At 52.3% G+C, this 24,194-nt stretch carries 21 protein-coding genes and 1 other annotated feature; of the genes, 10 read left to right on the forward strand and 11 right to left on the reverse strand.

The genetic code is table 11. The annotated features are described in order from the left end of the window. Nucleotides 1-108: 108 nt before the first annotated feature. The gene (locus tag SJI19_RS13955; RefSeq protein WP_416347543.1) at nt 109-783 is read right to left on the reverse strand and encodes a DNA-3-methyladenine glycosylase family protein; all 675 of its coding nucleotides are present in this window, start codon (nt 781-783) and stop codon (nt 109-111) included. Between the two features lie 107 nt (nt 784-890). Here SJI19_RS13955 and SJI19_RS13960 point away from each other — a divergent pair, with 107 nt between their 5' ends. Next, complete coding sequence (locus tag SJI19_RS13960; RefSeq protein WP_323478897.1) at nt 891-1,847, forward strand: L-lactate dehydrogenase; 957 nt, start codon at nt 891-893, stop codon at nt 1,845-1,847. A 1,119-nt stretch (nt 1,848-2,966) separates the two neighbouring features. Here the strand turns inward: SJI19_RS13960 and SJI19_RS13965 are convergent. The 5 genes from SJI19_RS13965 to SJI19_RS13985 all read right to left on the reverse strand — a co-directional run bounded on the left by SJI19_RS13965 (nt 2,967) and on the right by SJI19_RS13985 (nt 8,482). Further along, nucleotides 2,967-3,314 carry a DUF496 family protein gene (locus SJI19_RS13965; RefSeq protein WP_323478875.1) on the reverse strand — a complete coding sequence of 116 codons (348 nt, stop codon included), beginning with the start codon at nt 3,312-3,314 and terminating at the stop codon, nt 2,967-2,969. Between the two features lie 133 nt (nt 3,315-3,447). After that, on the reverse strand, nt 3,448-4,527 hold the full coding sequence (locus SJI19_RS13970; RefSeq protein ID WP_323478876.1) for an FUSC family protein: 1,080 nt from the start codon (nt 4,525-4,527) through the stop codon (nt 3,448-3,450). 270 nt (nt 4,528-4,797) lie between these two features. Continuing rightward, entirely contained in the window at nt 4,798-6,858 is a 2,061-nt protein-coding gene (locus tag SJI19_RS13975) for a carbon starvation CstA family protein (RefSeq protein WP_323478877.1), read from the reverse strand. Nucleotides 6,859-7,305: 447 nt separating this feature from the next. Beyond that, nucleotides 7,306-7,905, reverse strand: a complete 600-nt coding sequence (locus SJI19_RS13980) for a hypothetical protein (protein WP_323478878.1) — start codon at nt 7,903-7,905, stop codon at nt 7,306-7,308. A gap of 163 nt (nt 7,906-8,068) precedes the next feature. Continuing rightward, the gene (locus SJI19_RS13985; protein ID WP_323478879.1) at nt 8,069-8,482 is read right to left on the reverse strand and encodes a hypothetical protein; all 414 of its coding nucleotides are present in this window, start codon (nt 8,480-8,482) and stop codon (nt 8,069-8,071) included. Nucleotides 8,483-8,792: 310 nt separating this feature from the next. Here SJI19_RS13985 and sbcB point away from each other — a divergent pair, with 310 nt between their 5' ends. Then, nucleotides 8,793-10,214 carry an exodeoxyribonuclease I gene (gene sbcB / locus SJI19_RS13990; protein WP_323478880.1) on the forward strand — a complete coding sequence of 474 codons (1,422 nt, stop codon included), beginning with the start codon at nt 8,793-8,795 and terminating at the stop codon, nt 10,212-10,214. A 137-nt stretch (nt 10,215-10,351) separates the two neighbouring features. Here the strand turns inward: sbcB and SJI19_RS13995 are convergent, their stop codons facing one another. Beyond that, nucleotides 10,352-11,185, reverse strand: a complete 834-nt coding sequence (locus SJI19_RS13995; RefSeq protein ID WP_323478881.1) for an SDR family oxidoreductase — start codon at nt 11,183-11,185, stop codon at nt 10,352-10,354. A gap of 195 nt (nt 11,186-11,380) precedes the next feature. Beyond that, nucleotides 11,381-11,502, forward strand: a sequence feature (His leader region). A 36-nt stretch (nt 11,503-11,538) separates the two neighbouring features. Here SJI19_RS13995 and hisG point away from each other — a divergent pair. From hisG to hisIE, 8 genes are read left to right on the forward strand one after another with little or no spacing between them, the layout of a single operon-like run. After that, on the forward strand, nt 11,539-12,438 hold the full coding sequence (gene hisG / locus SJI19_RS14000) for an ATP phosphoribosyltransferase (protein WP_323478882.1): 900 nt from the start codon (nt 11,539-11,541) through the stop codon (nt 12,436-12,438). Nucleotides 12,439-12,444: 6 nt separating this feature from the next. Then, nucleotides 12,445-13,809: a histidinol dehydrogenase gene (gene hisD, locus SJI19_RS14005; protein ID WP_323478883.1), complete on the forward strand. Its 1,365-nt coding sequence runs from the start codon at nt 12,445-12,447 to the stop codon at nt 13,807-13,809. Beyond that, complete coding sequence (hisC, locus tag SJI19_RS14010; protein WP_323478884.1) at nt 13,806-14,897, forward strand: histidinol-phosphate transaminase; 1,092 nt, start codon at nt 13,806-13,808, stop codon at nt 14,895-14,897. The genes hisD and hisC overlap by 4 nt, the downstream gene beginning before the upstream one ends. Beyond that, nucleotides 14,894-15,961 (forward strand): bifunctional histidinol-phosphatase/imidazoleglycerol-phosphate dehydratase HisB, encoded by a 1,068-nt coding sequence (gene hisB, locus SJI19_RS14015; RefSeq protein WP_323478885.1) that lies wholly within the window; start codon nt 14,894-14,896, stop codon nt 15,959-15,961. The genes hisC and hisB overlap by 4 nt, the downstream gene beginning before the upstream one ends. Then, on the forward strand, nt 15,961-16,551 hold the full coding sequence (gene hisH, locus SJI19_RS14020) for an imidazole glycerol phosphate synthase subunit HisH (RefSeq protein WP_323478886.1): 591 nt from the start codon (nt 15,961-15,963) through the stop codon (nt 16,549-16,551). Before hisB ends, hisH begins: the two co-directional genes overlap by 1 nt. Before the next feature lie 3 nt (nt 16,552-16,554). Next, nucleotides 16,555-17,295: a 1-(5-phosphoribosyl)-5-[(5-phosphoribosylamino)methylideneamino]imidazole-4-carboxamide isomerase gene (gene hisA / locus SJI19_RS14025; RefSeq protein WP_323478887.1), complete on the forward strand. Its 741-nt coding sequence runs from the start codon at nt 16,555-16,557 to the stop codon at nt 17,293-17,295. Further along, on the forward strand, nt 17,277-18,053 hold the full coding sequence (hisF, locus tag SJI19_RS14030; RefSeq protein ID WP_323478888.1) for an imidazole glycerol phosphate synthase subunit HisF: 777 nt from the start codon (nt 17,277-17,279) through the stop codon (nt 18,051-18,053). The genes hisA and hisF overlap by 19 nt, the downstream gene beginning before the upstream one ends. Beyond that, complete coding sequence (gene hisIE / locus SJI19_RS14035; protein WP_323478889.1) at nt 18,047-18,658, forward strand: bifunctional phosphoribosyl-AMP cyclohydrolase/phosphoribosyl-ATP diphosphatase HisIE; 612 nt, start codon at nt 18,047-18,049, stop codon at nt 18,656-18,658. Before hisF ends, hisIE begins: the two co-directional genes overlap by 7 nt. A gap of 336 nt (nt 18,659-18,994) precedes the next feature. Here hisIE and SJI19_RS14040 read toward each other — a convergent pair whose 3' ends face one another. The 4 genes from SJI19_RS14040 to SJI19_RS14055 all read right to left on the reverse strand — a co-directional run bounded on the left by SJI19_RS14040 (nt 18,995) and on the right by SJI19_RS14055 (nt 24,111). Continuing rightward, nucleotides 18,995-19,789 carry a hypothetical protein gene (locus SJI19_RS14040; protein WP_323478890.1) on the reverse strand — a complete coding sequence of 265 codons (795 nt, stop codon included), beginning with the start codon at nt 19,787-19,789 and terminating at the stop codon, nt 18,995-18,997. A 948-nt stretch (nt 19,790-20,737) separates the two neighbouring features. Continuing rightward, entirely contained in the window at nt 20,738-21,766 is a 1,029-nt protein-coding gene (locus tag SJI19_RS14045) for a hypothetical protein (protein ID WP_323478891.1), read from the reverse strand. Nucleotides 21,767-21,894: 128 nt separating this feature from the next. Further along, complete coding sequence (locus tag SJI19_RS14050; protein WP_323478892.1) at nt 21,895-23,055, reverse strand: hypothetical protein; 1,161 nt, start codon at nt 23,053-23,055, stop codon at nt 21,895-21,897. 159 nt (nt 23,056-23,214) lie between these two features. Beyond that, complete coding sequence (locus tag SJI19_RS14055) at nt 23,215-24,111, reverse strand: LysR family transcriptional regulator (protein WP_323478893.1); 897 nt, start codon at nt 24,109-24,111, stop codon at nt 23,215-23,217. Nucleotides 24,112-24,194 lie beyond the last annotated feature (83 nt).

The following is a 24,194-nucleotide window of genomic DNA, read 5'->3' on the forward strand; positions in this document are numbered from 1 at the left end:
GGGCACATTCCAGGCTCGACACCGCTGAAACCAACACGCGGTCCCCAAGCTAAAAACGCCCTGTCGGCTGATGCCCGCAGGGCGTTTTTTATCAGTCTACCGGCACCGCTAAGTGAGTAACGGCGGCTCGGGACTTGCACTCAATGGCGCAGTGGAACACGCCCATAAATACAACGAGGCAGTCGATCCATAAGGAGAATAGCGTCGACGGTAACGTTCAAATCGCTCGCGGGTCAGCGTCTTATGGCGGTAAAGGTTCATCATGCCGCGACGTATCGCCAAATCGCCCCAGCTCAGAATATCGGGCCGACCCAAGGAAAAGATCATCAGCATTTCCGCCGTCCAGATGCCGATACCGGGCAATTTGCACAAGGCGTCAATAACCTGTTGGTCCGAATAACCGTGGATCGCCGGCAAATCCAGCTCACCGCTCATGGCGGCGCTGGCCACACCCTTAATATACAACGCCTTGCGCATGGACATACCGCAGGCCTGGATTTGCTCCGCCGTCAGCTGTTCAAGCCGTGCTGGGGTATAAGCGCCCGCCATAGCCTGCAGCCGTGCGTTGACGGTTTTACCGGCTTTGGTGGAGATTTGTTGGTCGATAATGGTGCCAACCAAGGCGGTAAACAAATCAGGCATCAGTGGCCGGGAAATCATGCCAATGCGCTCAATGGCTTCAGCCATGCGTTTATCTTTTCCGGCCAGGAACGCCAGCTCTTTTGCGCCGTATTCAAATTGCGGTCCAGACTGTCGTTGTGTCGGGTTTTCCAGACTTTGCATCAAAAATACCTTGTTAACGTCGCCACCATGGGGATAAATACCGGCATGAGAATAGCATTTTAATCATAAGATAATCGTTCTTTCAAACCGCATCATTCACAAAGGAAATAGACATGAAACCACGCAAGGTCATGATCATTGGCGCCGGCAATGTCGGCTCATCCGCCGCTTATGCACTGTTGAACCAGCAGATTTGCGAAGAAATTATCCTGGTGGATCTCAACAGCCAATTGGCGCAAGGCCATCGTCAGGATCTGGCCGACGCGGCGGCTTATATGCCTAGCCGTATCACCATCGCCACTCGCCCCAGCAGCGACTGCGCCGATGTGGATATTGCCGTGATCACCGTCTCTGGCGGCGCGCTTAAACCGGGGCAAACCCGACTGGATGAACTGGACGCCACCGCGCGCATTGTCAATCATATCGTGCCGGAAATGATGCAAAATGGTTTTAACGGCATCTTTCTGATTGCCACCAACCCTTGCGATATCATTACCTATCAGGTTTGGAAACTGTCAGGCCTACCGCGCAATCAGGTGCTAGGCACCGGTGTATGGCTCGATACCACCCGTCTGCGACGTATATTGGCCGAACAACTGGACATCGCCGCGCAAAGTGTCGATGCATTTATTCTCGGTGAGCATGGCGACACGCAATTCCCGGTATGGTCACATTCAACGGTGTATGGCATGACGCTAAAAGAGTACAGCCGTCTGAAAACCGGCCAGGAACTGGATTTTGTCGCGCTAGGCGATCGTATCCGGCAACTTGGTTTTGAAATCTATTCGCAAAAGGGCTGCACCGAATATGGCGTAGCGGGCACCATCACCGAAATCTGTCGCAACCTGTTTACCAGCAGTTACCGGGCACTCACCGTTTCCTGTGTGCTCGACGGCGAATATGGCCAGCAAGGCTTGGCTATCGGTGTACCTGCCGTGTTGAGTCAAAACGGCATTGCACAGATTATCGAGCTGGACTTAAACGAGTTGGAACAACGGCAATTTAATGAATCCGCCGCCAGCATCAAACTCAATATCCAACGTCTGGCGGTTGTGCATCATTGAACCCAATCTGGGACTATAGCAAAATATGCCCGTTTTACGTCAAGTTGCATAAACGTTGGTTTTCCTGCAACTCGAATGATGTAGGTTATAACCCGGCAACAGGCCAGACCATCAGCGCGTCAGAACGGCAAACACCGCCAACTGCGTGTCACGCGTTTCAACATCTTTTTCAGCGTTCCGGTGTTAATAAACCGGCACAGGCTTTGATCTCGTGCCGGTATCCCTTGACAAAGACTATCCTTACTGGCAGCAGGGAACGGGGTGTGAGTAAAGTAACCCTGGTGCAGATGACAAGGGCAATACGTTGGCGACACGCCACTATGGCAGGTTTTTACCGCGCACAGCGGATTGTCCTGCCGGGTTAACGGCGATGTCACGTGATAATGATGTTTTGGTAATGCCGATCGGACCAACGGTACCGAAAGCCTGGCATTGTGCATTGATTGAAGTAAAATCATTATCGTAAACAATATGAAAACCGGACGTAATAGCATCCTGATCGCGTATTTTCTAAAAATCATGAAATAACATACCTGCGATGTGCTTATGTCGTTGTCAGTTCCTCAATAAACCCACTGGCGTGTTTAATATAGGAAATGTGTTTTTTTTCCGCCGGCAAATAACTTACTACATCTATTATCATTTATAATAAAATCAATATAGCAATTGATTTTATATTGTAATGGATAGGTTATATCCGCAGCAAGTGCCCCGACTGAATGATAAACTCAACGTTAGCATGCAATAAAATACCCCTCTTTCTCAAGAGTAATAATTGCTTGATCACCTGTGCCACCCATTTTTTATTCTAGGTGGATCGGGAGATTATTTATCGATGTTTTATCATTATAATTTATTGAATGGATTTCATTGGGCAATATTATCTCCCCGTCCGATTGGGTCAGGGTTTACGGACGTTGCGCTAAGCCCTATCATGACATTAAAACCATCCGATGCGGTTGTAGTCTAGATAAATCGAATTGCTCGAAGACGCCAACGCAGTGAATCATCAGGCGTTTGACGTACATCGCTGCCGCCGGGAAACGGCAGCAACGATGTTAGTACCCGCCACGTCGCAGGTGCGTTGGCGGTCAAGTATACGATGCGTATTACACCGACTTACTTGTCACCCGGCAGCGCAGCAGCGGCCATTGCCTTCGCTTCACCAATGGCTTTTAATTTTTTCGACAGCTCGCGGCGTTCTTTCGACAGTTCAGCATTTTTGATGATGTAATCATCCACGCGATCTTCATAATCGGTACGCATGCTGGCAATAATCGCCTGCACTTCCTCAATAGACATACCTTGTTTGATATAATCACTCAGGTTATCAAGCAGTAACACGCGTTTTTGGTTATCACGGATTTTTTTCTCGTTATCGGCGATCTCGCGCTGCAACTTGTTCTTGCGGCGAAACATCCGTACGAACTCCAGAACATCCTGAAAAGAGGGTTTGATATGGTCCATTTTAATATCCTTGATCACGTCATAGGTTAAAAGGTTGCAGTGGCGCATTGATAATCGTTACTTTACAGAGTAGCAGTTATCAGTTGCAATGGCATTGGGCTATTTTACCCGCTTTTGCCGTGTTCGCCATACTTCAATCTTCCTTTAGCGGCAATGGCTTACGCAACGCTTGGCAAAGTAACCGTGCCATCTGCTCCAATTGTTGCGTCAACTTCAAGCTCAGCCAAACATAACCGAATATCGGCGCTTCAAATTGGTTACGTTGGCTAGCCTGTTCCATCAGTTGCTTTAGCTCAGCGGCAATCAGCGTCAGTTCGCCGCTATTGGCAACAATCGGTGCCGGATTACCCTGACGCAACGCGTTGGCCAGGGTCGACAGGGTGCGCAAGGTGACCATTTGTGTACTGCGTAGCGTAGTGGCGTTTAATAAAATAAAATGACTCTCCCTCGATGCCCACCAGGCGTCGATTTGCAGTTCCAGCACACACACAATATTACGATTCAGATTCTGTATCGCATCGAAAACGTCCCTGGATATGGCGCTCTCCTTGCTGGCAGGCGCCACCAGCGCACCCATTTTAACCACGTCGCCCAACAGTTTTTTTAATCGACCGTTCAGCCGTGGCCGTTCGATAACATTGGGCGAAACATAGGCGGCATAAATTTTACTTAGCGCCGTCAGGCTAAAACTCATCTGCATACGCCAATGAATAAACGCCCGCTGTGGATAGATGCTGGTAAACAGCAGCGCCAACAATGAACCGATGATCACATCACCGCTACGCCACAGGGCGGTCTGCATATCCCCTGCCCCGGCGCCACAGACCACCGCCAGCGTAATGCCGATCAACAGCGCCATATAAGGCCGTTTGCCAAGCGTAAGATAACCGCAAATAAACATCACCACACCGCACCATAACAGCATCAGCGGCAGCGAATAAAGTTCAAGACGCAGGGCAATCAATCCCGAGGTGGCACCAAATACCGTACCAATAATCCGCTGTCCGGCGCGCTGCAGCACATTACCCCAAAATGAAATCGGCCCCATCACCACCACCAGGGTGATCAACGGCCAGGTTCCCTCGGGAATGTTCAGCATCCGGATGATCATAAAGGTCAGAACAAAAGCCAGACCGATACGCAGGCCGTGAGCAATACGATAGTGCTGGTAAATGCTGTGTTCAAAGGAGGATATTTTTCTGTCCAAACGCACGTGAAATTGACCTGGAAAAACTTGCGGAATGCACAGTTTAAAGAATTTTACCGTGTTTCACAGCACTAATTCTCAACATCCCAGTCTAGCGGGAAATTGAGCATGATCTGTCACCCATTACTGCGCGTTGGGCGCTCACTGCCGATACCCCGCGTCATACTGCAAGGTTGCAGACGTATTGAAACAGAGGTGTCGCGATGTCGCTGCCTTCGGACAACGCAACGTCGATCAATAGACAGGCCCGCACCGTCAAAGGGCGGGCCGTGTGGATTATTTGGTCAACGGCAGCGCTTGATACGGCACTTCCCGATCGCTGCGACTGTCTTTGCCATACGCGAGATAGGCCGCACGCAGGCCAAATAAAAAGATGCTAACCATCACAAAGATAAACAATGCGGTCAGGCCGGCATTAAGCTGGTTGTTAAATACCAACCGCCCCATTTCACTCATGGTTTTGGCCGGCCCGATAAGCTGGTTATGATCAATCCCGGCCTGGAATTTGCGCGCCAGCGCCAAAAAACCTACCCGCGGATCGGCGGAAAATATTTTCATCAATCCGGCTGTGGTGGTAAAAATCAGCAACAGTATCATCGGTACCCCGGCCACCCAGGCGTATGCCTGCCGCTTCATCTTGAACAACACCACAAAACACAGCGTTAGGGCCATGGTGGCCAGCATTTGATTGGCGATACCAAACAGCGGCCACAGGGTATTGATGCCGCCCAGCGGGTCCACTACGCCTTGATAGAGAAAATACCCCCAGGCCGTAACGCACAGCGCGGTGGCCACCACATTGGCCACCAATGAATCGGTACGCCGCAGTGACGGCACCGCCACGCCCAACAGATCCTGCAGCATAAACCGCCCGGCGCGGGTCCCCGCATCCACCGCGGTCAGAATAAACAGCGCCTCAAATAGAATGGCAAAATGATACCAGAACGCCATGCTGATAAAACTCACCGCCTGGCTCAGGATATGCGCCATACCCACTGCCAGGGTCGGCGCACCACCGGCCCGCGATACAATACTGTTTTCGCCTACCGAGGCGGCGTAGTCGGTTAGCATCTGAGGGGTAACCTCAAAACCCCAGCCACTGACGGTGGCCGCCGCGACCTCCACCGTGTTGCCGCCTAGCGCCGCCGCCGGACTGTTCATCGCAAAATAAATGCCCGGATCGATAACCGACGCCGCCACCAGCGCCATAATGGCCACAAAGGATTCCATCAGCATGCCGCCGTAACCAATAAACGCGGCTTGCGTCTCATTCTCCAGCATTTTCGGCGTGGTGCCCGAGGCGATCAGTGCATGAAAACCAGATACCGCGCCGCAGGCAATGGTGATAAACAAAAACGGAAACAACGCGCCCGACCATACTGGCCCGGAGCCATCGATAAACCGGGTCGTGGCGGGCATTTGCAAGGTCGGGGCAATCAACACAATACCGATGGCCAGCCCGAAGATGGTGCCGATTTTCAAAAACGTCGACAGATAATCGCGTGGCGCCAGTAGCAGCCAAACCGGCAAAATAGACGCAATACCGCCATAAATCATCAGCGTCCAGGTCAGCTGTTTACCATCGAGGGTAAAATAGGGCGCCAGGGTCGGACTGCGTGCCACGTCACCACCAAATACGATGGCCGCCATCAGCAACACAAAACCGATCAACGACACCTCACCAATCTTGCCTGGACGAATAAACCGCAGATAGATCCCCATAAAGATCGCCAGCGGAATAGTACAACCCACGGTAAACGCCCCCCATGGACTGTTGGTTAAGGCTTTAACCACGATCAGCGCCAGTACCGCCAGAATAATAATCATGATCATAAAGGTGCCAAACAGTGCTATCACGCCCGGTACCGTGCCCAGTTCCTGCTTGATCAGATCACCGAGCGAGCGCCCATCGCGCCGGGTGGAAACAAACAGCACCATAAAATCCTGCACCGCCCCCGCCAGTACCACCCCGGCCAAGATCCAGATCATGCCGGGCAAATAGCCCATCTGCGCCGCCAATACCGGCCCGACCAAGGGCCCGGCACCGGCAATAGCGGCAAAATGATGTCCGAACAACACATATTTATTGGTTGGCACAAAATCCAGCCCATCGTTATGCCGCCAGGCCGGGGTCATGCGCGTGGCGTCCAGCCCCAGCACCCGATTGGCAATAAACCGACTGTAATAACGATAGGCAATAAGATAAACCGAAACCGCCACCACCAAAATCCACAACGCATTGATCTTTTCGCCATGGTGTAAAGCAATCACACTCAACCCAAAAGCACCCGCAACCGCAACCAAAACCCACACAAAATGCGACGCAATGTTACGCATACATCTGCTCCTTGATTATTTATTCAAGTAATAAAAAACCCTAGGCTGGTTGATGACTTAACCGTGATATTCCCGTTTCTAATAACATTGGTTTAATAACTTGGAAAGAAAAAAGCAGCGTATTTGTGATGGGTTAGAAAAGATTTAACTATTTGATAGCAAAATATCACCTTCTGCTACACTGTTTGGCGCGGGTTAACTGCACTCGTCACAATGGGGGCGTCACGATTGGAGTACACATCACCATGGCCGTTAACCAACAGCATCGTGATGAGATAACACATAAATCATCTTGATGAACGGCATCCAGCGCTACAGTGGATGCCGACAAACTTGATGCCTAATACATCATACAAAAGGCCGGTAACGACATAACAAATTAAACATTATGCATACGGTATTCTGTATTCTTCAACGTATTCGAACGTCTTCATCGTTAACCTCAGATCATGATGCTTTTTGACCTGATTCACACAGATTGGCAGTATTTTCCGGTGAGTGGAGACGCACGAATACTGGATGACGTCTAATCTCCCGTTCGAAAAGGGTGGTCCCTTGCCATGCGCAGGGGAGATCAGCCCGATCCGCCATTCTTTTAAACAGGCGGTTATCCTGTATATTGTTTATTAGGGTAGATTTAACCGGTAAATAACTTTTCGCTTTTGGTGTTGCAGGCTGATTGCGGTTATCCGGCGAACGCAAACTGGATAACGCTTTTGCCAAGGTATCCTCCTGTGGGTTAATCATCCTATTGGCAGAGCATAAAAATTGACGCGAAGACGCATCAACAACAGTCCCTAACAATAACGCACTCACCTTGGTTTGTGGGACGATGTTCACCGTAACAGCCTTAATAAACGGTGCCGGTTGCTGCTTTACCGTAATAACAGAGTTCTTATTTACCGTAACGGCAGAGTTGTTAATGTCACGCAGCGAACTTGCCATGACATGAGTCCATAATAATTCTCGTGAACGGTCCAACCTCGCAGAGTAAATAAAAGACTGCTGCAGCAGTTTCAGTGGATTCAACTGACTAAGATTCAACATAACGTTGATGTATCCTTTGCGTTAAATAAGGTTTAAAACAACAGTGGGGTCTGTAAAAAATAACGTTCCATGCCACACATAAGTAGAGGGCATGCCACGACACAAATCAATGTCAAACGCCCGGTTTATTTCCATAAATAGGTTGTTGTTAAACGCTTTATTTCTAATGAGAACGACGGTTTGGGGGGATAATGCCTTGAATTAAAAATTCAAGGTCAAGGCTAGGATAGAGGGACTGATATCCGCTAGGGAAATGCTGTTGTTGAGGATGATGCGGATTATGCGCTTTGGTGAGTTCAGCGTTTAACTTATTTATGCTCACAGGCGTTTTTACTTGATTTTGAGATAATGCAGATAACTTATTATCAGTTGTGATAGTCCGTGGTTTAGTAAGTGGTTTATATTTTGTTACTGAAATAACGTCTTTTGCCTCCCAGCTTGCGCCATGGTGCCCGTGAGATCGTTGCATATCACGGTTGCTGCTCTCCTTAAACGCATGGCCAATCACACCAAATGTCTTTTTAAATGTTTTACCCGCAAAATCGACTAAAGCGTTACTCGCCGTATTTACATTCATGACCTAAACCTCTTATTCGATATAAAAATATATTTACATTAAGAATCATTATTATAACAATGTTCTTTTGCGAATAAGAGCATACACGGTCAAACTTAATAAACACCAAACGCACCCGCAAATGTACATAAATCAGTACAAAATAATTAACATGCCAAATACGTCACTGGGCATGATCCCCAATAGATCTCGCGTTGCGGGTGAATAGACCATGCTAATCCGTGCCAGGTGCGATAGAATTAATGCCATACTCAGGCCGTTATGGTCAGCATAAAAACCGCAGCCTAACCCTATTGGACATGACGCAACAGTGAGCAACCCGATAAAACGACCCAGCTTCCTGGTACATGACTACGAGACCTTCGGCAAACACCCCGCGCTGGATCGGCCGGCGCAGTTCGCCGGCATCCGCGCCGATCTGGACTTTGAGCCGCTGGACGCACCGCAGGTGTTTTTTTGTCAACCCACCGACGACTATCTGCCTGATCCCGAAGCGGTACTGATCACCGGCATCACCCCTCAGCAGGCGGCACGCGAGGGGGTTAACGAAGCCGAATTTGCCCGCCGGATCCATGCGCTGTTCAGCGTGCCCGATACCTGCATTCTGGGTTATAACAATATTCGCTTCGATGACGAAGTGACCCGCAATATTTTTTACCGCAACTTCTACGATCCTTACGCCTACAGCTGGCAACAGGGCAATAGCCGCTGGGACTTGCTGGACGTCATGCGGGCATGCTATGCGCTGCGCCCCGAGGGCATTAACTGGCCGCTGAACGACGACGGTCTGCCCAGTTTCCGGCTGGAGCACCTGACCCGGGCCAACGGCGTGGAACATACGCATGCGCACGACGCCATGGCCGATGTTGATGCCACCCTAGCCATGGCCAAGCTGGCCCGGCAGGCGCAGCCGAAACTGTTTGATTACCTCTATCAGCACCGGGGCAAACAACAGGTGAAGACCCTGGTAGATATTGCCGCCATGAAACCGCTGGTCCACGTGTCGGGCATGTTTGGTGCCGCACGGGGCAATACCGCCTGGATTGCCCCGCTGGCCTGGCATCCGGTCAATCAGAACGGGCTGATAGTCTGTGACCTGGCCGGGGATATGGAGGTATTACTGACCTTGGATGCCGATGAACTGCGCAGCCGACTGTACACTCGGCGCGATGAATTGGGGTCACGATCAGCGGTGCCGATTAAGCTGGTGCATATCAATAAATGCCCGGTATTGGCTCCGGCCAATACGCTGCGACCGCAAGATGCCGAACGGCTGGGCATCGACAGACAACGCTGCCTGGATAATCTGCGGCTGCTGCGTGAACACCCGCAGGTGCGCGAAAAAGTGGTGGCGCTGTTTGCCGACGCCGCGCCGTTTGCCGGTTCGGATAACGTTGATGCGCAATTATATGACGGATTTTTCGGCGAGGCCGATCGCAGTACCATGGCGATCATCCTGGAAACCGATCCGGTCAATCTGCCGGCATTGGATATCAGTTTTGTCGATCCCCGCCTGGAGCCACTGCTGTTTCGCTACCGGGCACGTAATTTTCCTCAGACCCTCGACGATGGTGAGCAACAGCGCTGGCTGGCGTACCGTAAATCCGTGTTCACCGAGGCGACGCTGGAAACCTACCTGGCCAATTTACAACAGCTGTATATCGAACATGAAGCGGATGAAACCAAAACCCGCCTGCTCAAGGCGTTATTTGACTATATGCAGGAGCTATGAGCGAATACTGGTGCTCAAATCGAAAGGTCGCAGCAGGATCCGCCGCGATGCAAGAGCAGTTGCAGCAGAACCCCATCCGCACCGGCGGGCCATCACCGGCCGACCGTTGTGGTGTGGTGCAGCGCACCACACACCGTCTAGGACAGTCGCATTGGCATTGCCGCCGGATCGGTATAAAGATAGTCAAATCCCAGTTCACGACAAATGCGGCTACCGTCGATAATCTTACCGGTATCAGGTTCATCGTCGGCCAAATAAAGCGGCGGCACCAAATTCAGCTCACGTGCGCAGGCCGGATAAAAATCCCGTTTAGCCGGGTGTTGGGGCGCGCAAATATTATAAATATGACCGCCCTTGGGCAGTTTAAGCAATAACTCAATGGCGGCAATGACATCCGACTGGTGAACCAGATTCACCCCATGGGAACCGCCCGGCAGTTGGGTTCTTCCGGCCAGAAACCGTCCTGGATGGCGATTGGGTCCCACCAGCCCGGCCAGGCGCAGGATATCCACCGACGTATTCGGCAGGCGGTGCAACCAACGCTCGAGGTCCACCAGGCACTTGGCCGTTGGTGTCACCGGCATCAACGAACTGTCTTCATGCATCGTGCCCACCGTATCACCGTACACTGAGGTGGAACTGGTAAAGATGATGCGCGGCACCTCATAGACCAGTGCGCTATCCACCACCTGTTGTACCGCCAGGCAATAATCTTCGGCACGCGCCGAGGTGCGACCGGCCGGCAGGGTAATGATCAGCGCATCGACCTGAAACAACGCCGCCAGATCGTCTTGTTCGGCATTGATTTGTGGCGTCAGCAACAGCGGGTAGCATTCCACGCCGCACATGCGCGCCGCTTCCACACCATCTGGAGTCGTCTTGCTACCGGTGACCCGATAACCGCTGGCAAGCAACGAGAGCGCCAGCGGCATACCCAACCAACCCAGACCGACAATGGCTATTTTTTTCATAGTTCCTCTCAGACTCCAGCGAATGTTTCTATCGCAAAAAAAAGTTGCACTTTACGCTAAAGATCGTTAGCTTAAATGCCAAGGTAACGTATCACCTAAACATACACGTTATATTACATCGCATGAGTCATACGATGGGAAGTTATTTTAATCACAGCACATGGAAACCAACATGAATAACGTTCTGTTTAACCACCATCATCACCATCACCCTGACTAGTCTTTCAGGCGTTTGGTGCTGGAAGACATAAAATCTTCCAGTGGCGCAGAATGTTAAGAGAGAGCCCTCGGAAGATTACTTCCGAGGGTTTTTTTTTGAGCAAAAACAATCACTTTTTAGGGCAGAGGAATGTATGTTGGACAAATCACGTTTACGCATAGCGATGCAAAAATCAGGCAGGTTGAGTACCGATACCCAACAGTTGCTCGAACACTGCGGTATTAAAATCAATTTACAGCAGCAGCGCCTGTTGGCCTTCGCGGAAAATATGCCCATCGATATCATGCGCGTGCGTGACGACGATATCCCGGGGTTGGTCATGGACGGCGTGGTGGACTTGGGCATCATCGGCGAGAACGTATTAGAAGAGGAACTGCTCAATCGCCGCGCCCAGGGCGAAGACCCCCATTATTATATGCTACGACGCCTGGATTTCGGCGCCTGTCGCCTGTCACTGGCGCTGCCGCTCGATGAACCCTTTACCGGACCCCAGTGCCTCGAGGGCAAACGTATTGCCACCTCGTATCCGCACCTGCTGAAACAGTATCTCGACAAACTGGGCATCAATTTCAAGTCCTGCCTGCTCAATGGGTCGGTGGAAGTGGCACCGCGCGCCGGACTGTCGGACGCCATTTGCGATCTGGTGTCCACCGGTGCCACCCTTGAAGCCAACGGTCTGCGCGAAGTTGAGGTGATTTACCGCTCCAAGGCGTGCCTGATTCAAAGCAATAACGAACTCTCAGTGGCCAAACAGGCCCTGGTGGATAAACTCATGGTGCGCATGCAGGGCGTTATCCAGGCCCGTGAATCCAAATATATTATGTTGCATGCGCCGACCGAACGCCTGGATGAGATTATCGCCCTGCTGCCGGGCGCGGAACATCCCACTATTCTGCCCCTGGCCGGTGATAAACAACGGGTCGCCATGCACATGGTCAGCAGTGAAACCCTGTTTTGGGAAACCATGGAAAATCTCAAAGCCCTCGGCGCCAGTTCGATTCTGGTGCTGCCGATTGAAAAAATGATGGAGTAAGTGGCGATGACCCCCTCCCCCTTCTCGACCCCAGTGCGCTGGGATGACTGTACCCCGGCGCAGAAAACGCAACTCCTTGCCCGACCGGCGGTGGCCGCGTCGGATAAAATCAGCGACACGGTCAGCGCAATCCTCGATCGGGTGTGCCAGGACGGCGACCAGGCAATAAAAGAGTTCAATCTGCAATTTGATCGCACCGCCACTGAACAACTGCGCGTTGATGATCTGGCTATCGAGCAGGCAGCGCAACGGCTGGCGCCGGAGGTCAAACAGGCCATGGCGGCCGCCGTGGCGAATATCGACTGCTTCCATCGCGCCCAGCAGCTCGCGCCGGTGGATGTGGAAACTCAGCCGGGGGTACGTTGTCGCCAGCTCACACGCCCGGTAGCCTCGGTGGGTCTGTATATCCCTGGCGGCTCGGCACCGTTACCCTCAACGGTGCTGATGCTGGCCACGCCGGCGCGCATTGCCGGCTGTCAGCGGGTGATCCTCTGCTCTCCGCCGCCGATTGCCGATGAGATTTTATACGCCGCCCAGCTGTGCGGCGTGAAGGATATCTACCAGGTCGGCGGCGCCCAGGCCATTGCCGCCATGGGGTTTGGCACCGAATCCATCGCCAAGGTGGATAAAATCTTTGGCCCGGGCAACGCCTGGGTCACCGAAGCCAAACGCCAAATCAGCCAACGATCAGGTGGCGCGGCCATTGATATGCCGGCCGGTCCCTCCGAAGTGCTGGTGATTGCCGACAGCGGCGCCACCCCGGCGTTTATCGCCGCCGACCTGTTGTCCCAGGCCGAGCACGGACCGGATTCACAGGTGATCCTACTGACCCCCGACGTGGCGATTGCCGACGCAGTGGCCCGGGAAACCGAGAGGCAACTGGCCCAGCTTTCCCGCGCGGATATCGCTCGCCAGGCGCTGGGCGCCAGCCGGTTAATCATTACCCGCGATCTGGCACAGTGCGTGGCCATCAGCAACCGCTATGGACCGGAACATTTGATCATCCAAACCCGCGACGCCGAAAGCCTGGTGGCGGATATCACCAATGCCGGTTCGGTGTTTCTGGGTGATTGGTCGCCGGAATCCGCGGGGGATTACGCCTCGGGCACCAACCATGTATTGCCCACTTATGGTTATACCAGCACCTATTCCAGTCTCGGACTGGCGGATTTTCAAAAACGCATGACAGTACAGCATCTCACCCCCCAAGGGTTACTGGCACTGGCACCGACTATCGAAATTCTGGCCCAGGCTGAGCAGCTCACGGCTCATAAACATGCAGTTACGCTGCGAGTGGCTGCCTTGTCAGCCGCTGGCACCACTGACCTGGACGGCATGCAGCCGTTGACCGAACGGAGACAACCATCATGACCATCAGCCAACTGGCACGCGCCAATGTACTGGCCCTGGAGCCATATCTATCCGCCCGGCGCCTCGGCGGCAGCGGGGACGTCTGGCTGAACGCCAATGAATACCCGTTGCCCACGGCCTACCAGACGCATGCCGGCAATTTAAACCGCTACCCCGCCTGCCAACCGCCAGGCGTGATAAATAATTACGCCGCTTACGCCGGACTGAGCCCGGAACAGGTACTGGTGTGCCGCGGCGCTGATGAAGCCATCGAACTGATGATCCGCACCTTTTGTGAGCCCGGACAGGACGCTATCCTGTGTTGCCCACCCACCTATGGCATGTACGCCGTCAGCGCCGAGACCTTTGGCATCACCAGACGCACCGTGGCTGCCCTGCCCGGTTGGCAGTTGGATCTGGCGGCTATCGAGGCGCAACTGACCGATGTCAAACTGGTCTACGTTTGCAGCCCAAATAACCCTACCGGCAATATCATCAACCCAGCGGATCTCAAACACCTGCTGGAGATCACCCGCGGCCGCGCGCTGGTGGTGGCCGACGAGGCCTATATCGAATTTTGCCCACAGGCAACATTGGCCGGATGGCTGGCCGACTATCCTCATCTGGTGATCCTGCGCACCCTATCCAAAGCCTTTGCCCTGGCAGGTCTGCGCTGTGGTTTTGCCCTGGCCAACCCCGAGGTGATCCAACTGCTGCTCAAGGTGATTGCGCCCTACCCGCTGTCGCTGCCGGTGGCGGAGATTGCCGAACAGGCGCTATCGGCCGAGGGTCTGGTGCTAATGCGTGACCGGGTGGCCGCCATTACCGACGCACGCCGCGACCTGGCGCAAGCCTTGAGCGAATGCGACTGTGTACTGGAAGTCTACCCCAGTGAAAGCAACTACTTGCTGGCCCGTTTCACCCCTGAAAGCCAGGCATTTAAGGCCTTATGGGACCAGGGCATTATTCTGCGCAATCAAAGTAGTCAGCCGGGCCTGGAAGATTGCCTGCGCATTACCATCGGCACCAAAACCGAGTGCGCGCGGGTGATCACCGCCCTGCGCGCGCTGCCGGTCGCCGCCGAACGCACCCGCGGAGAGGTTTTATGACACGCAAATTGCTGTTTATCGATCGTGATGGCACCTTGATCAGCGAACCGCCGGACGATTTCCAAGTGGACAACCTGGATAAACTCAGGTTAGAGCCGGGCGTGATCCCGGCGCTGCTGGCCTTGCAACAGGCCGGTTTTAGCCTGGTGATGATCACCAATCAAGACGGTTTGGGCAGCGACAGTTTCCCACAGGCGGATTTTGATCCACCACACAACCTGATGATGCACATCTTCAGTTCGCAGGGCATCGTGTTTGAACAGGTACTGATTTGTCCCCACCTGCCCAGCGACGGTTGCCAGTGCCGCAAACCCAACACCGCCCTGGTGCAAGACTACCTGGACGACCAACAAATGGACCTGGCTAACAGCTATGTGATCGGCGATCGCGAGACCGATATCCAGTTAGCCCACAATATGGGGATTAACGGACTGCGCTATCAGGCGGACACCCTCAACTGGCCGGCGATTAGTGATCGATTGACCCGCCGCGATCGTCACGCCCATGTCAATCGCGTCACCCGAGAAACCGCCATTGATGTGGACGTCTGGCTCGATCGCGAAGGCGGCAGCACCATCAATACCGGCGTCGGTTTTTTTGACCATATGCTGGACCAGATTGCCACCCACGGCGGTTTTCGCATGGCGATTGAGGTCAAGGGTGATCTGTATATCGACGATCACCATACGGTAGAAGATACCGCACTGGCGCTCGGCGAAGCCATCAACCAGGCGCTGGGGGATAAACGCGGCATCGGCCGTTTTGGTTTCGTACTGCCGATGGATGAGTGCCTGGCGCGCTGCGCACTGGATATCTCCGGCCGGCCACATCTGGAATATAAAGCAGAGTATACTTATCAACGTGTCGGTGATTTAAGCACCGAAATGGTTGAGCACTTTTTCCGCTCGCTGTCTTATGCCATGGCCTGCACGCTGCATCTGAAAACCAAAGGCCACAACGATCACCACCGCGTGGAAAGTCTGTTCAAGGTCTTCGGCCGCACCCTACGCCAGGCCATCCGCGTACAAGGCAACACCCTGCCCAGTTCGAAAGGAGTGCTGTAATGAACGTCGTGATCCTTGATACCGGCTGCGCCAACCTGTTCTCGGTCACCGCCGCCGTGAAGCGCCTGGGTTATCAGCCGGTGGTCAGCCGCGAGACCGACATCGTATTGCACGCGGATAAACTCTTCCTGCCCGGGGTCGGTACTGCCCGCGCGGCCATGGATCAACTGCAACAACGCGGATTGATTGAGCTGGTGAAAGCCTGCACCCAACCGGTCCTGGGCATCTGCCTGGGCATGCAGTTACTGGGCAGCAGCAGCGATGAAAATGGCGGTATCACGACGCTGGGCATTATCGATACGCCGGTCAAACTCATGACTGACGTCGGTCTGCCGCTGCCGCACATGGGCTGGAACCAGGTTCATCCCCAAGCCAATAACCGCCTGTTTCGCGGCATCGATGACAACAGCTATTTCTATTTCGTCCATAGCTACGCCATGCCGTTGTGCCCAGCGACTATCGCCCAAACGCATTACGGCGAGCCCTTCACGGCGGCGGTGGAGCAGGATAATTTCTTCGGCGTACAGTTTCATCCTGAACGCTCCGGTGCCGCCGGCGCCCAACTGCTGAAAAACTTTCTGGAGATGTAATCGGTGATCATACCCGCTTTGGATTTAATCGATGGGGTCGTGGTGCGCCTGCATCAGGGTGATTATGACCAACGCCGCCAGTACGGCAGCGATCCGCTACCCCGCCTGCAGGACTATGTCCGCCAGGGCGCCGAATTATTGCATCTGGTGGATTTGACCGGGGCCAAAGACCCGGCGGCGCGCCAAATACCCTTACTGAAAACCCTGCTGGCCGGCGTCGCACCCGCGCCGGTACAAATTGGCGGCGGTATCCGCGATGCACACGATGTCGCCGCGCTGCTCGATGCTGGCGCCACCCGGGTGGTGGTAGGGTCAACGGCCGTCAGGCAACCCCATGAAGTACAGCGCTGGTTTGAACGTTTTGGCCCCGACGCCTTGGTACTGGCGCTCGACGTGCGCATCAACGCCGACGGTCGCAAAGACGTGGCGGTCAGTGGCTGGCAAGAGAACTCCGGCATTACCCTGGAACAGGTTATCGCCCAGTACCAACCCTATGGCCTAAAGCACGTCTTATGTACCGATATCTCACGTGACGGCACCCTGGCGGGATCCAACGTCACACTGTACCGCGATATCTGCGCCGCCTACCCGTCCATTGCTTTCCAGTCCTCCGGCGGCATCGGCAATCTGGACGACATCAAACGGCTGATCGATACCGGCGTACGCGGCGTGATCGTCGGGCGGGCACTACTGGAAGATAAATTTACCGTCGAGGAGGCTATCGCATGCTGGCAAAACGCATAATTCCCTGTCTGGACGTTCGCGACGGACAGGTGGTCAAGGGCGTACAGTTTCGTCACCATGAAATTATCGGTGATATCGTGCCGCTGGCCCGGCGTTATGCCGAGGAAGGCGCCGACGAACTGGTATTTTATGACATTACCGCCTCCTCCGACGACCGTGTGGTCGATCAAAGCTGGGTCGAACGCGTGGCCGAAGTGATCGATATCCCGTTTTGCGTCGCGGGCGGAATAAAAACCCTGGAACAGGCCAGTAAAATTCTGTCGTTCGGCGCGGATAAAATTTCCATCAACTCGCCGGCCCTGGCCGATCCGAGCCTGATCAGCCGCCTGGCGGATCGCTTTGGTGTACAGTGTATTGTGGTCGGCATTGACACCTGGTATGACGCCGACAGCGGCAAGTACCAGGTAAACCAATATACCGGCGACCAAACCCGCACCCGGATAACCCAATGGCAAACACCTGACTGGGTGGTAGAAGCGCAACAACGCGGTGCGGGGGAAATTGTCCTGAATATGATGAACCAGGACGGTGTCCGCCAGGGTTACGATCTGCGCCAACTGCGACTGATCCGCAGCCTGTGCCATGTTCCGCTGATCGCCTCCGGCGGCGCCGGCACCCCCGAACATTTTCTCGAAGCCTTTCGTGATGCCGAGGTGGACGGCGCGCTGGCGGCCTCGGTATTTCACAAACAAATTATTAATATTGGCGAGTTAAAAACGTATCTCGCACAACAGGGAGTGGAAATCAGACTATGTTAACCGAACAACAGCGCGGCCAATTGGATTGGGCCAAAACCGATAATATGATGCCCGCCATTATCCAACACGCCATTTCCGGTGAAGTGCTGATGATGGGTTATATGAACCAGGAGGCGCTGCGCATTACCGAACAGACCGGTCGTGTGACCTTCTTTTCCCGCACTAAACAGCGACTGTGGACCAAAGGCGAAAGCTCCGGCCATTTCCTCAACGCGGTGAGTATTCACCCCGATTGTGACCATGACACCCTGCTGATCCTGGCCAACCCGGACGGCCCAACCTGCCATACCGGCACCAACAGCTGCTTCTCGCCGGCGCAAACCGACTGGGGTTTTCTGCACAGCCTGGAAACCCTGCTGGGTGAACGCAAAACCGCCGACCCAAAAAGCTCGTACACCGCCAGTCTTTACGCCAGCGGCACCAAACGCATCGCGCAAAAAGTCGGTGAAGAAGGCGTGGAAACCGCCCTGGCAGCCACCGTGCACGATCGCGAGGAACTGACCAACGAAGCGGCGGATCTGGTCTATCACCTGCTGGTCTTATTACAAGACCAAGACCTGGATCTCAGCCGGGTGATTGGGGTGCTACGGCAACGCCATCAATAACAATAATACCAGCACGCCAAGGCGTGGCGGCGATAAAACCCGGCCATAGGCCTGAGTTAACCGGCTAAGGCCCAGCCTGGCTTAGCCGTAAAAAACCATGATCGTGGCTGACGCCGCTCTGAGCGCTGGCCCGTTTATCGGTTTCAGATAAAGGCTGACGCCGCCCTGGGCGCTGGCCCGTTTATCGGTTTCAGCACGCAGTAAAACCGCATTAACACAAATTTCCGCGCCGGTCTGTTGCCTGTGCTCATCTGCTTTTGGATCACCGGTTAGCGAAATAGGCGCATTGGCACCCTTTTCAGCACAGGCTGTTTTGGTTGCTAGAACCCACGATGTTCATCTTCTCCAGCCTAATTTTTTGGTAATATTCTTAACCTGCTTTTCCACCCGTTTAGCTTCTTCCTTCAGCTTTTCTTCCACCCGTTTGGCTTCTGCGCTCACCTGTTCTTCCACCCTTCTGGCTTCTGCGCTCGCCCGTTCTTCCACCCTTCTGGCTTCTGCATTCACCTGTTCTTGTACCCTTTTGGCTTCTGCACTGATTTTTTCCACGCCGTCTTTTGCTTGCTGCGCCAGGTTTTCAAGAGTCGGTTTGGTTTGTTGTTTTAATGTATCAAATGCACGGATAAACTTATCCTCAACTCTTGCCAATTCGCGCGCCACCTGGTCAGGCGTTAAGCTCATTGCGGCGGTTACCACACGCTTTGCCTCGGCGTTAACCTGGTCAAGAATACGCTGACCTTCTGTCTCGACCTGGTCAGCAATGCGTTGATACTCAACGTTGACTTTTTCAATGGTGGTATCGTGATTAACCTTTGCTAAAAACGCCGCTCCCTCGGTTTTAGCCTGTTCCACGACCTGGCGTAGGTCAGCACCGGGCTTATCTAACAAGGTTTTCATCTGCGGATCATCCTGCAGTGACAGCTCATTGGCGTTATTTTCACCATGGGCGGAGGTGACCAATACGGCCTGTTGGAACGGCACATCAACCGGCATGGTAACGCCGCCATCGTTAACCTGGGTAGACGGGTTAAGCTGACTATTAGCAGCGCTGTTTAACGTATGTGCCTCAGGCCGTTGTTCGGTATGATGCGTTATCTCGATAAGTGGTGAAAGTCCGGGGATTCTAAACATAGTCATTACCTATTTAATAGATTGATATAATATTACCCTGCATCACTAATATCCATTGAAATATAATTATATCAGTTGGCGGTAACACGAGGGTAGTTGTGCATGTAATGCATTTCAAAACAAGCAAGCCATAATATCAACATTTTCGCAAACCTGATACACGAAACTTATTGATAGTCATGCACCTTTATTAAGTTTAATTTAACCTATTTATATAGTGAATAATTTAATTAATTATACTGTCACTCAATATAAACAACAGTTGCGCCAAATCTAACGGCGTTGCGCTTTAGCAGCATACTGCCCGTACCGGGAGTTGACTCCACCGATAGTCGCGTAACGCTTGCGACTGGCGCGCATGTTATCACCTCGACACCGGTGACATAGGTGACATAGGTGACATAGGTGACATAGGTGACATAGGCTGAAACGACCTTGGGGCTGGACTCTTTAAACTGCTAATCCGCTGTAATTTCAATTGTTGCAATTCCTTGATCGCACAGTTTTTTAGGGGTTCGTTGCTGTCTGCACCCCTCTGGACACGGGCCATTGCTGTGGCAACGGGGTTAACCCCAGTATTGGGTGGTGCTATGGTAGACACACTCCGTTTTGGCGGTAGTTTGGGGGCCAACCTATTATCGAAGGAATTGCGATTGAAATCATTATGAAAAACGACCGTCATAACCTCGCCATGCAGGCTGGCGACGGGATCAGACGGCCGGTTGCCCTCCCGCTTAACCGGCGTATAACCCGTTTTATTTTCCGGACTGTTGTCTACCTTTGCCAACAAATTCAATCTTAGGCCGGGTAATTCAGTGCAAGGAGCCTCTTCTCCTCGATAAGTATTAGAATTTTTAGCGGTATAACAGCAAAAAAAATCGAACATATAACCCTCATTAAAACAATAATAAAACACAAACCCTACTGCGGCAATCTCATTGCAGCGAATTATTTCAAAATGATATGATGATTTTCAGCGGTTATCTGAAATTTCATTCTGCGAATGTCTTTTATATGAACCACTCTTTTTTCTATTTCTAGACGGTCTATCTTGGACAGATTGGCTAAAATAGAGTGAATAGCAAAAAAAATAAACGTATTCACTCTATTATCTGCACTACTAATAATATTATCCATCAGCATTGCGATAATTTTTACACGTGTTGAACCGCTACAGGCGTTAGCCGCTGATAAAAGGTCTAATGATGAACGAATGAGATCAAAAGTGGGCATCTGCTGATAAAGTCGATACTGTTGTAGCGCAAGAGTATAGGTTGTGGCCTGAAAAACCGGTCGCGACATGTTATTGAGTTCGGCCACCAGATAACCGATAACCTCAGCCCGCTTTGCCGGGTTCAACACTGGCAGGCAACCGCTTATCGCCAGGTACATGTTGCCACGCAGCCGCGTCAGCTCATAGTCAGGCAGCGATGCTCGTGACCAGGTATCGACTACCCGTTGCACCCCGTCAAAAACCACAATACGCTGGTTTTTTTCAAAACAGCTCAGGTTATCGAGTATGATCACTAGCGGCTTGAGCTGCTGAACAGGGGAAAAGTGGCGAATAAACCCCATCCCCCCCTCGCTAAATAACACCGCACTGGCAGTGGCGTAACCCCCGTCATTACGTAGTAGTTGAGCCAGCCTGTCACTGAGTTGTTGGCCTTCATCGATCATCTTTTGCCGGAATACCTGAGCGTTGGTACTATTTTTAGCGCTCAGTTTCAATGAGGGATCGGTAACAATGGTTTTTTTTAGCGCATTATAAACACGAAAACCACCGCCGTTAAACCGGGCCTTATGACGGTTATTTTGGCTAAGGCCCGAGCCGAACGTGAGTGTGTTATTTACAGCAGCGGTAAAATTTTCCTGCCAATGCCGCTGATTATTTAAACGCTCGGGCTGGCAAGAAACAGTATCTACCGCCCGCCCGGCGGGAAACAGGGGGCGTAGCCCGTTGTTATAATAGGGAGGCATAAAGACATCTCACTGTCATGTCATATAATAAGCACGTGAGCCAGTATAACTGCCATATTGTATCTTAACCCCGTTAATCGGATTCCGTTGATACTCGGTAAAGATTAACGCTGCCCCTAAGGTGACATTTATATTTGATTACGATTAGCAAAATGAGTGAGGATCTTCACCACTTCAGGCTGAATTTCGCCCAGTTTAATATATTGCAACTGATAACATAATTCTTTCAACACCGGTTTTTGTTTAGGTTGCGGTAATAACGACAACTGTTCAAGCAGAACAACCAACGCAGGAATAATTCGCTCAAGGGGCAGATGATAAATTTCCAGGCTCAATTGATCCAGCAAATACTCCCGCGCCTCGGGGCTCTGAAAACGGCTTTGTTCCAAAAGCCGAATCATGATCTTATCGCGGGTAGCCAAAGGGATCAGCTTAATCACATAAAGAACATTCCTGGTGATATTTTCCTGAATATCTTGGCATACATTATCCCCCACATCCAACAGGCTAGAGCAAACCGGCACCAGCCTAGCGTCAGGCAATTTATCAATATGGACATTCTGAATAAACTCATACATCATCACATTACGTGATTCAATATTTTTCAAACTCTCCGCATCCAGCAACATCAGCAAAATCTCGCTTTGCACTGCACCCGAGGCATACTTGATTCTATCAACGATACTGCGTAATACGTTCTCCCGCGCACAGTGACTTAACTCGTGACCGGCATCAATCAACACCCGACAGGCGGCCGGTAAGTCATCATTGGACAGCGTTTCCAGGCAATATTGCGCCACTACCGGCCATCCCTTACCTTGCCACCTCGGTGGCCAGGTACTAACAATACTGACCATATTCGAAAAATGTTCATGGGCTTCCTGCTCATTACGCGCGCTGAAGGACTCCAACAGAATGAACAGGGAACCGGGACGTAAACACGATGTTTTATAAGTAAATTTTTTAGGGACATCGGTATTTTTTCTCACATATCGGCAGTCACCTCCCGTTGCAGCGCCCTGCTCTTGCATCAATGCCGGTGGGTCTGTGGCTGCCGCCGGCTTGGCAGCCACGAACCGCGTTGGCCGACCAACAGTCACACCCCGGGTGAGGCGACCTGCCGATAATACCTGGGCATGGCATACCGATGACACCACGGTATTGCCGGCGAAGATTAATGTCTGTCCCAACGCATCCGATGATATATGGCCTGCGGCCATATCGACATTCTCAACATGATTTGGTGCAGAACGAGGACAGGGAAAACAGGTGGTTAACGAGCGCAGCATGGGCTATTCCATTATCAATAATTAGCGACAGCTAAATTCTGACACAGGGTACAAATTTCGCACCCCATGCGCAAGACTGCGCCCGGTCACCCGGAGGACCCAAGTTATTTCATGAATAAATAGGGAAACTATATTGTGAAATAATAATATGGCTTGTTTTTAACCCGTATTATGTTCCCCATCAAGCACAGAATAAAATTCCTTTTTTAGGAGATGAATAAAGGCATCTCGTGCGGGATGAGGACCTGAATCCTTACGCCAGATAAAAAAAATCTTGATGGTCCTGAGATCCGAAAATTCAATCGATTGCAACCCCGCTGCCGCCCCATAGGTCTCAAATATCCCCTTTGGTACCAGAGAGATGCCAGCCCCAGCGCTAATACAGCCCACAATAGTGCCGTAGCTGGCAAAACTGACAATCGGCAAGTTGAGATGGTGTCGGTCACACCATATTTCCAGCGCGGTCCGGTATGGGCACCCATCAGGCCACATGAAAAAAGTCTTGCCGGCTAAATCCGCAACAGACTTCAGCTTTCCCGCCGACGTCGACGCAATAAGAACCAAGTCTTCTTGGTAGATGAGCATTTTTTCAATATAAGGCGACTCAACATCAACCGCGACGATTGCCCCATCAAGTCGATAGTGGGTCACATCATCCGTCAGTTGAGACCAGGTTGCGGTGCTCAGTTGCAGCGAAACCTGCTGGAAATGGGCGTGGTACTTTGCCAATAACGCGGGCAAACGTGTCGTCGCCGAGGATTCAATGGCACCAATTTTCAAGGAGCCGGCCGGCGCAGCCAAAGGATTAACCGCGCGTTTAGCTTCATCCGCCAACGCCAGAATCCTGCTGACATAACTCAAAAAACGTTCGCCAGCAGGGCTGATCTGCAACCGGCGTCCTTCACGATAAAACAGCAAAACACCCAATTCAGATTCCAGCGCCTTAATCCGCGCAGTGATATTGGAAGGAACGCAATGCACGGCCTGTGCTGCACGCGCAATGCTACCCAAATCGGCTATCGCCTTAAACATGCGAAGTTGCGACAGTTCCATCATCAGTCTCAGTGAATAAAGAACTCACTATAAGTCACTTGTGGTGATCACTCAATAAAATGCACAATCCATGGCTCCGGTCATAC

The organism is Acerihabitans sp. TG2 (genome assembly GCF_035013185.1).
Taxonomy (GTDB): Bacteria; Pseudomonadota; Gammaproteobacteria; order Enterobacterales; family Enterobacteriaceae; genus Acerihabitans.